This window comes from Roseospira marina (assembly GCF_014197855.1).
Classification (GTDB): Bacteria; Pseudomonadota; Alphaproteobacteria; order Rhodospirillales; family Rhodospirillaceae; genus Rhodospira; species Rhodospira marina.
In genome coordinates this window covers 302,232-314,920 of record NZ_JACIGJ010000005.1, presented here as the reverse complement: position 1 = coordinate 314,920, position 12,689 = coordinate 302,232, and the positions used below count along the sequence as shown (strand labels likewise).

At 68.2% G+C, this 12,689-nt stretch carries 12 protein-coding genes; 6 read left to right on the top strand and 6 right to left on the bottom strand.

All coding sequences use genetic code 11. The features are described 5' to 3' along the window. Positions 1-165: 165 nt before the first annotated feature. Complete coding sequence (locus GGD82_RS09405) at positions 166-1,269, bottom strand: alkene reductase (protein ID WP_150061187.1); 1,104 nt, start codon at positions 1,267-1,269, stop codon at positions 166-168. A 358-nt stretch (positions 1,270-1,627) separates the two neighbouring features. Here GGD82_RS09405 and GGD82_RS09400 point away from each other — a divergent pair, with 358 nt between their 5' ends. Beyond that, positions 1,628-2,032 (top strand): flagellar biosynthesis regulator FlaF, encoded by a 405-nt coding sequence (locus GGD82_RS09400; RefSeq protein ID WP_170284165.1) that lies wholly within the window; start codon positions 1,628-1,630, stop codon positions 2,030-2,032. Here the strand turns inward: GGD82_RS09400 and GGD82_RS09395 are convergent. The 5 genes from GGD82_RS09395 to GGD82_RS09375 form a co-directional block, all read right to left on the bottom strand. Then, complete coding sequence (locus tag GGD82_RS09395) at positions 2,007-2,708, bottom strand: ABC transporter ATP-binding protein (protein WP_150061189.1); 702 nt, start codon at positions 2,706-2,708, stop codon at positions 2,007-2,009. The genes GGD82_RS09400 and GGD82_RS09395 overlap by 26 nt on opposite strands. A gap of 10 nt (positions 2,709-2,718) precedes the next feature. Continuing rightward, positions 2,719-3,477, bottom strand: a complete 759-nt coding sequence (locus GGD82_RS09390; protein WP_150061190.1) for an ABC transporter ATP-binding protein — start codon at positions 3,475-3,477, stop codon at positions 2,719-2,721. Further along, a complete protein-coding gene (locus tag GGD82_RS09385) occupies positions 3,474-4,514 on the bottom strand; it encodes a branched-chain amino acid ABC transporter permease (RefSeq protein WP_311731934.1) in 1,041 nt (346 codons plus the stop codon). Before GGD82_RS09385 ends, GGD82_RS09390 begins: the two co-directional genes overlap by 4 nt. Positions 4,515-4,534: 20 nt before the next feature. Continuing rightward, the gene (locus GGD82_RS09380; protein WP_150061191.1) at positions 4,535-5,419 is read right to left on the bottom strand and encodes a branched-chain amino acid ABC transporter permease; all 885 of its coding nucleotides are present in this window, start codon (positions 5,417-5,419) and stop codon (positions 4,535-4,537) included. 121 nt (positions 5,420-5,540) lie between these two features. Then, positions 5,541-6,704 (bottom strand): ABC transporter substrate-binding protein, encoded by a 1,164-nt coding sequence (locus GGD82_RS09375; protein WP_150061192.1) that lies wholly within the window; start codon positions 6,702-6,704, stop codon positions 5,541-5,543. A gap of 773 nt (positions 6,705-7,477) precedes the next feature. On the opposite strand from GGD82_RS09375, the gene GGD82_RS20810 reads away from it, so the two are divergent. The 5 genes from GGD82_RS20810 to purL all read left to right on the top strand — a co-directional run bounded on the left by GGD82_RS20810 (position 7,478) and on the right by purL (position 12,322). Then, a complete protein-coding gene (locus tag GGD82_RS20810) occupies positions 7,478-7,807 on the top strand; it encodes a helix-turn-helix domain-containing protein (protein WP_211364696.1) in 330 nt (109 codons plus the stop codon). Positions 7,808-8,100: 293 nt separating this feature from the next. Continuing rightward, positions 8,101-8,871 carry a phosphoribosylaminoimidazolesuccinocarboxamide synthase gene (gene purC / locus GGD82_RS09365; RefSeq protein WP_150061193.1) on the top strand — a complete coding sequence of 257 codons (771 nt, stop codon included), beginning with the start codon at positions 8,101-8,103 and terminating at the stop codon, positions 8,869-8,871. A 167-nt stretch (positions 8,872-9,038) separates the two neighbouring features. Next, complete coding sequence (purS, locus tag GGD82_RS09360) at positions 9,039-9,281, top strand: phosphoribosylformylglycinamidine synthase subunit PurS (protein ID WP_150061194.1); 243 nt, start codon at positions 9,039-9,041, stop codon at positions 9,279-9,281. Between the two features lie 153 nt (positions 9,282-9,434). Next, positions 9,435-10,127: a phosphoribosylformylglycinamidine synthase subunit PurQ gene (purQ, locus tag GGD82_RS09355; protein ID WP_150061195.1), complete on the top strand. Its 693-nt coding sequence runs from the start codon at positions 9,435-9,437 to the stop codon at positions 10,125-10,127. Next, positions 10,124-12,322 (top strand): phosphoribosylformylglycinamidine synthase subunit PurL, encoded by a 2,199-nt coding sequence (purL, locus tag GGD82_RS09350; RefSeq protein WP_150061196.1) that lies wholly within the window; start codon positions 10,124-10,126, stop codon positions 12,320-12,322. Before purQ ends, purL begins: the two co-directional genes overlap by 4 nt. The last annotated feature ends 367 nt before the right edge of the window (positions 12,323-12,689 follow it).

The following is a 12,689-nucleotide window of genomic DNA, read 5'->3' as shown; positions in this document are numbered from 1 at the left end:
TCTTTCCAAACCATGGCCGCACCTCCGCGACCATCTTGACGACCTGTTACCCATGTCTCCGGTCTGTTCTGTTACCTATGTATCCGGATTGGACCCCGCCGGCCTCCTCCCCCCGTCGGGGGGGGGGGGGGGGGCTGCGGCCCGCCCGACGGCATCCGGACGTCATCAAGCCGGCACGCAATCCCCATCGTCGGCCAGGGCTGGATAGTCCGTGTAGCCCTTGGCCCCGCCGCCGTACAGCGTATCCCGGTCCAGCGCGGCCAGCGATGCGCCCGTCTGCAAGCGGGTGACCAGATCGGGGTTGGCGATGAACGGCCGGCCGAACGCCACCATGTCGACGCGCCCGTCCGCCACGGCCTCCTGCGCCATCGCCCCGTCGTAGCCGTTGTTGCCGATGTAGGTGTTCCGGAACCGGCGGCGCAGGGCCGCGTAGTCGAACGGCGCAATGTCGCGCGCCCCGCCGGTCGCCCCCTCGATCACATGCAGATAGACGAGGTTCAGGGCATCCAGCCCCTCTACGAGGTGCTCGAACAGCGGCTGCGGGTCGCTGTCCGAAATCCCGTTCGCGGGGGTGACCGGCGCAATCCGGATACCCGTCCGCTCCGCGCCGATCTCTGCGGACACGGCCTCGGCGACCTCCAGGGTCAGGCGCGTGCGGTTGGCGATCGACCCGCCGTACGCATCCGTGCGCTGGTTGGCGCCGTCCTTGAGGAACTGGTCCAACAGATAGCCGTTGGCGGCGTGGATCTCCACCCCGTCGAAGCCGGCGGCGATGGCGTTGGCGGCGGCCTGACGGAAGTCGGCGACAATGCCGGGGATCTCCTCCGCCTCCAGCGCGCGCGGCTCCGACACGTCGACGAATGCGCCGCCGGCGAAGGTCTTGGCCTCGGCACGGATGGCCGACGGCGCCACCGGCGCGGCGCCGCCCGGCTGCAGGCTGACGTGCGAGATGCGGCCGACGTGCCAGAGCTGCACGAAAATGCGCCCGCCGGCCGCGTGCACGGCGTCGGTCACGACGCGCCAGCCGGCGACCTGGGCGTCGGTGTACAGCCCCGGGGTGTCTTGGTACCCCTGGCCCTGCGGCGAGACCTGCGTGGCCTCGGCAATGAGCAGGCCGGCCGTCGCGCGCTGCGCGTAGTACGTCGCCGTGAGCGGACCGGGCACCAGGCCCGCCTGCGCCCGGTTGCGGGTCAGCGGCGCCATGGCGATGCGATTGGACAGGGGAAGGGGTCCGAGCCGATACGGCTCGAATAGAGACGTCGTGGTCATGGGGGGCTCCTGAGAGTCGGAGGGTCAGACTTCTGGAATGGGGAGCGGCGGGCCGCAAATCAACCCCGCCCCGCTGCACCGCACACCGCCCGTTGGCGCGACGACACGCATGGCGCGCTATAACGACCGGCATAGGCCGCCCCTCGCGCAGACCGTTCGCCTATGCCCTACGCCTGTCCTCCCTTTGCCAGGATAGGCCGTGACACGGGCACCCCGTACCATGCGCGCGTCACCACGGGAGGCGACCGGCAGCGGCCAGCCCCGCCCCCAATCAAAGCCCGCCCCCAATCAAAGCCCGGCCCGAAAAAAGCGAGGCCTCGGTCCCCACCGGGACCGCCGCGCGAGGAGTCCTGCCACGATGTCTTTTGATCGGTCACCGTCCACGGCTGGGGACGATGTCACCGCCCTGGCCCAGGCGGCGATTGCCCTGACTGGCGCACGCGAGTCTGGCGATCCCGACGATCTTGAGGTCGCGCTGGCGCTGAACCGCCGGCTATGGGATCGCATCCAGGCGCAGGCCCGGTCCCCCGCGCCGCCGGACCCGACGAAGGCACCCGATGGCACGCGCGACGACCTGCTGCAGGTCTGCGCGTACATGACCCACGCCACACGGTCCGCGCCGGAGGACCTGGACGCGGACGACATCGCCGCCATGATCGACATCAACGTGGATATCGCGCTTGGCCTGCTGGCGCGCCGGGCCCGCGCCCGGTGGCCCAACTACCCGCCCCGCCCCGTCAGAGTCCCAAATAAGCCTCTTTGACGCGGTCGTTGGACAGCAGGCGCGGGCCGGTGTCGGTCAGGACCATGCGGCCCGTCTCCAGCACATAGCCGCGATCGGCGATCCCCAACGCCGCATGGGCGTTCTGCTCCACAAGCAGCAGCGTGGTGCGCTGCTCCTTGAGCCGTGCCACGGTGTCGAAGATCTCCCGCACCAGCAGAGGCGCCAGCCCCATCGACGGCTCGTCCAGCAGCAGCAGGCGCGGATGCGACATCAGCGCCCGGCAGATCGCCAGCATCTGCTGCTGCCCGCCGGAGAGCGTGCCGGCCGGCTGGCGCCGCTTCTCCTTCAGGATCGGGAAGCGCTCGTACATCCGCTCCAGGTCATCGGCGACCTTCGGCCCCTTGCGCCGCACGGCGCCAAGCCGCAGGTTGTCCTCCACCGACAGCGGGCCGAACATCTGTCGGCCCTCCGGCACCTGCGCGATGCCGAGCGCCACGCGCGTGTGCGGGGAGGCCCGGGTGATGTCCTTGCCCTCGAACAGCACGCGCCCGCCGGTGACCGGCTGCACGCCGGAGACGCAGCGGAGCAACGTGGTCTTGCCGGCCCCGTTGGCGCCGACCAGGGCGACCAGTTCGCCCTCCCCCACCGTCAGGTCGACCCCGTCGAGCGCCTGGATACGGCCGTAGTGGCTGGTAAGTCCTTCGATATCGAGCATGGCGTCCCCCTTACACCGTGCCCAGATAGGCGGCGACCACGGCGGGATTGTTGCGCACCGCCTCCGGCGTGCCCTCGGCCAGCGTGCGGCCGTGATCCAGCACGAGGATGTGATCGGACAGGCCCATCACCAGCTTCATGTCGTGCTCGACCAAAACCACGGTCACGCCTGAGCGCGCCACCTTCACGATGACCTCGTCGATCTCGCGGGTCTCCTGGGCGTTCAGGCCGGCGGCCGGTTCGTCCAGCAGCAGCAGGCGCGGCTCGGCGGCCAGCGCGCGGGCGATCTCCAGCCGCTTCAGGGCCCCGTACGGCAGCGACCCGGCGTCCGCGTCGCGATAGGCCGACAGCCCCACGAGGTCCATCAGCTCCGTGCACAGCTTGCGGGCTGCCCGATCCCCGCGTGTGACGGGCGGCAGCCGCAGCAGGCAGGCCAGCAGATTGCGGTTCAGGTGCAGGTGCCGGCCCACCATCACGTTGTCCAGCGCGCTCATGTTCATCATGATGCGCAGGTTCTGGAACGTGCGGGACAGGCCCATGCGCGCCAAATCGTGCGGCTTGCGGCCGGCGATCGGCGTGTCGTCCAGCAGGATCGTGCCGGCGCTGGGCCGGTAGACCCCGGTGATCAGGTTGAACAGCGTGGTCTTGCCGGCTCCGTTGGGGCCGATGATGGAATGGATCGTTCCGGCCTCGATGGTGAAATCGAGATCCTCAATGGCCTGAACACCCCCGAAGTGGATGCCCAGCCCCTCCACGCGCAGCAGGCTCATGACCGCGCCTCCCGCTGGCGGCGTCGCGCCAGCCCGACCAGCGTCGGCAGCAGCCCGCGCGGCATGACGATCATGACCAGCATCATGATGAGGCCGAGGATCATCTGTTCATACCCGGAAAAATCCGCCAGAAGCTGGGGCAGCAGCGTCAGCAGGGCCGCGCCGATCAGCGCCCCGAAGGTCGAGGCCATGCCGCCAAACACCACCATGGTGACGAACAGGATCGAGTGGAAAAAGCTCGCGGAATCGGGCGTCACGAACTCCGAGAAGTGCGCCGACAGGCTGCCCGCCACCGACGCCAGGACGGCGGAGATCACGAACACCATCACCTTGTAGTGCGTGGTGTCGACGCCCGCGACCTCGGCGGCCACCTCGGCGCCGTGCAGCCCGCGCAGCGCCCGGCCGATGGGGCTGTCGATCAGGTTCAGCGCCAGCCAGACCGTCAGGATCAGCACGGCGGCCACGATCCAGTACCAGATCGCGCCACCGTACAGCGGCACACCCGCGACCTCGATGGTCGGCACGTACATGCCGTCCGGGCCGCCGGTCAGCCAAGCCTCCCGGTCGAGGACGATGTGGATGATGACCCCGACGCCGAGCGTCGCCATGGCGAGATAATGCCCGGACAGGCGCAGGATCGGCCGCGCGATCAGGTAGGCCAACACGCCCACCCCCAGCGCGCCCGCCGGCAGAGCCAGCGCGCCGTGCAAGCCGTAGCGCGTGGTCAGGATCGCCGAGGCATAGGCCCCGAGCGCGAAGAACCCGGCGTGCCCGAGGCTGACCTGCCCGGCGTAACCGACGAGCAGGTTCAGCCCCACCACCACGATGGCGTTGATGCCCATGGTGATGGCGACGTCGTACTGATAGTTGTTGGACAGCAGCAGCGGCAGGCATGCGATCACCAGGATCAGCGCGCCCATGCCCCCGACACGCTCCGAAAACAGCATCTGCATCGGGGTCGCCCGGGTGCCCAGGCGGCGCGTGTAGGTCTGCTTCTTGCGGTGCTTGCTGTAGCCCGAAGGTTTGATAGTGGCCATGTCGTTCGGTCCCGCCCCGTCTATACCCGCTCTGTGCCCCGTTTGCCGAACAGACCGCGCGGCATCAGGAACAGCACACCCAGGATGACGACGAAGGCGATCGCGTCCTTGTAATCGGAGGAGATGTAACCCGCGCCCAGGCTTTCGATCACGCCCAGAAGCAGCCCGCCGACGATGGCACCGGGGCCGCTGCCCAACCCGCCCAGGATGGCGGCGGCAAAGCCCTTCAGGCCCAGCATGATGCCGACCTCGAAGTGGGTCGCCGTGATCGGCGCGATCAGAATGCCCGCCACCGCGCCCAGCAGCGCCGACAGGCCGAAGCTGAGCAGCAGGACGACGTTCACGTTGATGCCGACGAGCCGGGCCGCCAGCGGGTTATGGCTGGCCGCCAGGATCGCCTTGCCCACCACGGTGTAATGAAAGAAGACGTGCAGCGCCACGACGATGGCCGCCGTCACCCCAAGGATCCACAGGCTTTGCGGCATCAGCGTCGCCCCGGCGATATCGATCGGGGCGTTGCCGGAGAACGCCGGCAGGGCGTGCAGATCCTTGCCCAGCGTCACGCTCGTCAGCCCGCGCAAGAAGATGCCGGCGCCGACGGTGATGATGATGAGCGTCACCACGTTCGCGTCGCGGGCGCGCTCGATCGCCAGCTTCTCCAGCGCCAATCCCGCCACCATGGTCACTGCGACCGCGCCTAGGATCGCCAGGGGTAGGTCGATCCCCTGGCTCAGCAGGACCCAGGTGACCATGCCGCCCAGCATGACGAACTCGCCCTGAGCGAAGTTGATGATGTGGCTGGCGTTGTAGATCAGCGCGAACCCGAGCGCCACGAGGGCGTAGATCGCGCCACTGGCCAGGCCGGAGAACAGAAACTGAAGCAACTCGACTAGGACGGGGGGCATGGACGGGTTCCGTCTTCGCGTGGGTGGCGGCGTCGACAGGGCGGACGACGGGTCCCCCGCGACGGGATACGGACCGACCGGCGGCGCGGAGGAGATCCCCCGGGCGCCGCCGGTCGCCCCGTTACTCCACCAGGACCCAATCGCCGTCCCGGATTTCCAGCATCCGGAAGGCGGTCAGATCCAGGCCCATGTGATCATCGGCGCTCATGGTGACGCGGCCGGCCGTGCCCATGAAGCCGCTCAGCGACTCCAGCGCGTCGCGCACGGCGGCGGGCTCGGTGGTACCGGCGGCCTCGACCGCCGCCTTGTACATCATCAGGCCGTCGTAGGCATGGCCGCCGAAGGTGGAGACCGATCCCGGACCGTGCACGGCCTCGTAGGTGGTCTTGTAGCCCACCACGACCGGCCGCTGCGGGTCGTCCAGGGGCAGCCTCTCGGCCACGAGCAGCGCGGACGCGGGAAGGCGAACGCCCTCGGCGGCCTCGCCGGCCAGTTCAATGTACTTCTTCGAGGCGACACCGTGCGACTCATACAGCGGCACGTCAAAGCCAAGCTGGGTGAAATTCTTGGTGACGATCGCCGGACCCTGGCCGAACCCCGGGTTCACCACGGCCTGCAGCCCCTCGGTGTTTTTGATCTTGGTGAGCTGGGCGACCATGTCGGTGTCCGAAGGCGCGTAGGTTTCGTCGGCGACAATCTCGATCGCGTAGTCGGGCGCCACATCAACGCACTGTTCGTGCATGGATTTGCCAAAGCCCCCGGTGCCGGAGATCAGGCCGACCTTGGTCAAACCGCGCTTTTGCAGATCCTCGAAAATCTTGCCGCAGGCCATGCGGTCGGTGTGCGGGGTTTTGAACACCCACGGCTTGACGGGGTCGATGACGACCACCCCGCCCGAGAAGGACACAAAGGGAATTTCGGCCCGTTCCACCAGCGGAATCACCGCCATCGTGGTGCCGGTCGCGGAGCCGCCCAGGATGACGTCCACCTCGTCCTCGTCCAGCAGGCGCTTGACGAAGGTGCGCGCCGTGTTGGCGTCCGCGCCGGTGTCGTAGTGGATCAGCTCCAGCGGACGGCCGAGCAGGCCGCCGGCGCCGTTGATGCGGTCAATGTACATCTCCAGCGTCTTCAGTTCGGGATCGCCCAGGAACGACGCCGGGCCGGTCACCGCCAGGAACGAGCCGACGCGGATGGGATCCTCCTGTGCGTCCGCCGACGCGGCCAGCCCAACCGCGGCGCCGACCACGCCGGCCACCATTAAGGCGTGGGACAAGCGCTTGACCATGAATGTGCCCTCCCCTGATATCCGTCTTTGTTGTGTCATGCGTGCTGACATCGTTTTTTGTGCGCCGGATCGATCTGAGGCGCGGACGCGCTGCCAAAGCCCCCGGCGCGCGCCCGGCGAGACCTTAGCCGATGGAGGGATGGGATGAAACTGTCTCGACACCCGGTCGGACGCGCCGCTGAGACGGCGATCCGAGAGCAAAAAAAGGGCGCTCCGCCAAAGCCGAACGCCCTGAAAAGTCTGTCCAGGTCAGGGATGCAGAGGACACCACCCGCTGCCGGGTGGTCACCGGGGGCCGTCTTGTCACCGTCCCCCCGTCCCGGTCCAACCACCATCGGGGCCACCACGATACGCTCCCTCACCCTGCCCCAGGACGGCGGCCCCATGCCGACCAAGCCTGTACGGCCCCATCGGAACGGTCACCAACCGGTCCAGCGCCAGAGCGGAAGCGCACCCCACTGACAGTCCCAGATTACCAGCAAAACGGGTTGGCAGAAGGCGCGCATCGGACCGTCATGCTTTGTTGACACATTGTGCGCGAACGAACTAGGCGCCTCATTCTTTCGAACGGCCTCCGGCTGGGTCCTGGACCGCAGCGCACGCACGACGGACGTATGCCTTCTGTTCGGGATCCCTTCCGTCAGGATTGCCGAACCGCCGCGCCGGCTGGTATGACGCAAAATGTTGGGCGTCATGACAGCATCATAATACTGTCATACACTGCCGTACCGCAAAACGGTCGGCGCCTACCACCATTGAGGAGACGCCACGTCGTGACCCCGAAGGACTTCAAGCACTGGCGCAAGGGCGTCATGCGCATGTCCCAGAAGGAGGCCGCCGAGGCGCTTGGCCTGAAGCGCCGCGTGGTCCAGTACTACGAAAAGGGCGAGCGCGATGGCGACAGCATCGACATCCCGAAAACCGTCCGGCTGGCCTGCTTCGCGTTGGCGCAGGGCGTGACGGACTACTTCGGGCCGGGAACCGGTGTTCAGGGCGTGTTGCCCGACCCGGCGGCCGGAACGCGGCCGGCCCCGGATGCGGTGACGGGCTCCAAGACCCCGAAGAAACCAAAGACCACTAAGACCGCCCCCGCGAAGGCGTAACCCACGCACCGCCGCGGCGTATCCGGCCCGGCGGGGACCTCTCGGGTGCTTGATCGAAACGACGCGGAGTCGGATCGTTCGGGCCGATGGAGGCCGCGACGGGGACCCGGCCGGCCCGCCAGGATCCCATCCCGCTCCGGGACACAGCACCCGGATCCTGAAGCGGGGCACAATCCACCTTTCACCGGCGAGCGGCCCGCGCTATGGTGCGCCGGCCGCGCACCCCGCCTCTCGCGACGGGCGTGGTTTCAATTTTTTCGCCCGCCCGATCCTCAACCCTCAAGACGAAGCCGATGGCCCGACGCAGACAAATCTATGAAGGCAAGGCCAAGGTCCTGTTCGAAGGACCGGAACCCGGTACCCTTGTTCAGTATTTCAAGGATGACGCCACCGCCTTCAACAATCAGAAGAAGGGCACCATTACCGGCAAGGGGGTCCTGAACAACCGCATCAGCGAGTATCTGATGCTGCGGTTGGCGGAGATCGGTGTGCCGACGCACTTCATCCGCCGGCTGAACATGCGGGAACAGTTGGTGCGCGAGGTTGAGATCATCCCGATCGAGGTGGTGGTTCGCAACATCGCCGCCGGCTCGCTGTCGAAGCGATTCGGCATCCAGGACGGGACGGTGCTGCCCCGCTCCATCGTCGAGTACTATTATAAGAGCGACGAACTGGGCGACCCGATGGTCACCGAGGAGCACATCACCGCCTTCGGCTGGGCCTCGATCCAGGACCTGGACGAGATCATGAGCCTGTCTCTGCGGGTCAACGACTATCTGTCGGGCCTGTTCCTCGGGATCGGCCTCAAGCTCGTCGACTTCAAGCTGGAGTTCGGCCGCGTCTACGACGACCAGACCGACGAGATGACTCTGGTCCTCGCCGACGAGATCAGCCCCGACAACTGCCGCCTGTGGGACGTCAAAACCAACGACCGCCTGGACAAGGACCGGTTCCGCCGCGACATGGGCGGCGTCGAGGAAGCCTACCAGGAGGTCGCCCGCCGACTCGGCATCCTGCCCGAGGGTGGGCCGCGCGACATGCCCGGTCCCTCGACCGTTCAGTAACCCGGCCAGCGGACCGACCTGGCCGGTGGGTCCGCCTCGCCCGACCGTTTCACCGCGACCGTTTCACCGCGACTGTTGCGCTGGGCAGACCCGGCCCCGCCGGCCTCTCCGCCGCAGCCCGCCCCCGGGGATCGAACCCCGGGCGTCGAACAAGGAGGATCCGCCCCGTGAAGGCGCGCGTTCATGTCACTCTGAAATCCGGCGTGCTCGACCCCCAGGGCAAGGCGATCGCCCAGGCGCTCCAGGCCCTTGGCTTCGACGGCGTGAAGGACGCCCGACAAGGCAAGGTCATCGAGTTGGACCTGGAGGACGGCGACACCAGCGCCGCCCAGGCCCGCGTCGACGAGATGTGCCGCCAGTTGCTGGTCAATTCGGTCATCGAAACCTACCGCGTCGAACTGGAAGGGTAGGCCTGCCCCGGACGTTCGACGCCCGGACGTCCGTGCCGCCCACCGCTCCCGCCCCCAGCGTCGTCCGCGCGTCGCGCGCCACGCCCCCACCCTCCTCCGGGGAGGGGCCTCGCCCGGACGGCAGTCAGGCCTTCCGTCGCAAGGGAACCCACCGTGAAAGCCGCCGTCATCGTCTTCCCTGGCTCCAACTGCGACCGCGACGTGGCCGTCAGCCTGGAGCGTACCACCGGACGCCCGCCGCTGATGCACTGGCACGCGGACGCCGATCTGCCCGAGGACCTGGACCTGATCGTCATTCCGGGTGGGTTCTCCTACGGCGACTACCTGCGCAGCGGCGCCATGGCCGCCCGCTCCGCCGCCATGGCCGGCGTGCGCACCGCCGCCGCCAAGGGCCGCGCGGTCCTGGGCATTTGCAACGGCTTCCAGGTGCTGTGCGAGGCCGGCCTGCTGCCCGGCGCGCTGATGCGCAATCGCTCTCTGCACTACATCTGCCGGGACGTCTATCTGCGGGTCGAAACCACGGATTCGATCTTCACCGGGCATTACGCTCCGGCCCAGGTGGCGCGCATTCCCATCGCGCACCACGACGGCAACTACGTGGCCGATCTAGCCACGCACTGCGCGCTGGAGGACGAGGACCGTATCGCCTTCCGCTACTGCACCCCGGCCGGCAAAGTGACGGACGACGCCAACCCGAACGGCTCGCTGGACAACATCGCCGGCATTCTGTCGGAGGAGCGCAACGTGCTGGGCCTGATGCCCCACCCCGAACGGCTGGCCGATCCCCGCCTGGGCGGCACCGACGGCCAGCCCATCTTTGCCTCGCTGATGGAGGCGCTCTCGTGACCGCCGTCGAGATCACCCCCGCCGTCATCGCCGAGCATGGCCTGAACGCCGAGGAATACGCCCGCGTCCTGGAGATCCTCGGCCGGGAGCCGAACATCACCGAGTTGGGCATCTTCTCGGTCATGTGGTCGGAGCACTGCTCCTACAAATCCTCCAAGAAGTGGCTGAAGACGCTGCCGACCACGGCGCCCTGGGTGATCCAGGGCCCGGGCGAGAACGCCGGCATCGTCGACATCGGCGACGGCCTGACCGCTGTCTTCAAGATGGAAAGCCACAACCACCCCAGCTTCATCGAGCCCTATCAGGGGGCCGCGACCGGGGTCGGGGGCATCTTGCGCGACGTGTTCACCATGGGCGCGCGGCCGGTGGCCAACCTGAACGCGCTGCGCTTCGGTGCGCCGGACCACCCGAAGACGCGCCACCTGATCGCGGGCGTGGTGTCGGGCATCGGCGGCTACGGCAACTGCGTGGGCGTGCCGACCGTGGGCGGCGAGGTGAACTTCCACCCCGGCTACAACGGCAACATCCTGGTCAACGCCATGACCGTGGGCATCGCCCCGGCGGACCGGATTTTCTATTCCAAGGCCAGCGGCATCGGAAACCCGGTGGTCTATGTCGGCTCCAAGACCGGACGCGACGGCATCCACGGCGCGACCATGGCCTCCGCCGAGTTCAACGCCGACTCCGAGGAAAAACGCCCCACCGTCCAGGTCGGCGACCCGTTCACCGAAAAGCTGCTGATCGAGGCCTGCCTGGAGCTGATGGACACCGACGTCATCGTCGCCATCCAGGACATGGGCGCGGCGGGCCTGACCTCGTCGTCGTTCGAAATGGCGTCGAAGGGCGGGCTGGGCGTCGAGCTGGCGCTGGACACCGTGCCGATGCGCGAAGAGGGCATGACGCCCTATGAACTCATGCTCTCCGAAAGCCAGGAGCGCATGCTGATGGTGCTGGAGCCCGGCAAGGAGCCGGTGGCCGAAGCCATCTTCCGCAAATGGGGCCTCGATTTCGCCGTGATCGGTCGCCTGACCGACACCGGCCGCATGGTGCTGACATGGCACGGCGACACCGTCGCCGACCTGCCCATCGACCCGCTGGCCGAGGCGGCGCCCGAGTACGACCGCCCGTGGGAGCCCTCCCCGGCCCCAGCGCCCGTGGACCCCGCCAGCGTGCCGACCGTACCTTGGACCGAAGCGCTGGTGACCCTGATGGGCTCGCCCGATCTGGCCAGCCGGCGCTGGATCTGGGAGCAGTACGACCACATGGTCATGGGCGACACCGTGCAGCGCCCCGGTGGTGACGCGGCCGTGGTGCGCATCCATGGGCCCGCAGGCCTGACAGACCGCGGCCTCGCCATGACCACCGACTGCACCCCGCGCTACGGCAGCGCCGACCCCGTGCTCGGCGGCACCCAGGCCGTGGTGGAGGCGTGGCGCAACCTGACCGCCGTCGGCGCCCGGCCGTTGGCCATCACCGACAACATGAACTTCGGCAACCCCGAGAAGCCGCGCATCATGGGCCAGTTCGTGGGCGCCTGTCAGGGCATCTCCGCAGCCTGTCTCGCGCTCGATTTCCCGGTCGTGTCCGGCAACGTCAGCCTCTACAACGAGACCGAGGGGCAGGCCATCCCGCCCACCCCCACCATCGGGGGCGTCGGCGTGCTCGACGACCTCGACCGCATGGCGACGGTGGCCTTCAAGGCCGAAGGCGACGCGATCCTCTTGATCGGCGGTCCGGCGGGCGATGCCGAGTGCCTCGGCCGGACCCTGTACCTGCGCGAGATCGCCGGCCGTGAAGACGGCGCGCCGCCGCCCGTCGATCTGGCCGAGGAGCGTCGCGTCGGCGATACCGTGCGCGGCCTGATCCAGAGCGGCCGTGTGACCACCTGCCACGACGTCTCGGACGGCGGCCTGTTGGTCGCGATCGCCGAAATGGCGCTGGCCGGTGGCATCGGCGCCACCCTGGACGGCGTGACCGACACGCCTGCCGCCCTGTTCGGCGAGGATCAGGGGCGCTATATCGTGGCCGTTCCCGAGGCGGACGCGGCGGCCGTGCTTTCGGATCTGGGCTCCGTGGCCCGCCGGATAGGGTCCACGGGCGGGAACGCTCTTACGCTGGGCGGGGTTTCGGTTCCGCTCGCCACCCTGTGCGACGCCCACGAGGGCTGGCTGCCGCGACTGATGGGCGACGCCTAATCCAAATCCCGAGGAATCGGAAACGCATCGCCCCCAAAAGGGGGGCGGTGTGCTCGACGAGCAAAGACAGAGAGCGTTTGGCGGGATCGAGATCCCCGGGGCGGGCCGTGCGTGGCAGCGCCTGCCCTGGGCGGCCGCCGCGGCGCGGGCCGGTCGCAAGGACGTGATCCCACGGAGGGGATGGCGCGGCCTCCGCACCACTGCCCCTTCCCCAACACATCACGACATCGCCAACACATCACGGGGCGGCGCGCGGCACAGCAGGGCGCGCCAGGGGTGCACCTATGCCTGAACCGCCCGAGAACGGCATCGGTCCTGGGGCAGAACGGCGGGATTCTATTGTTTTTTCGGATGAAAAAAATACACT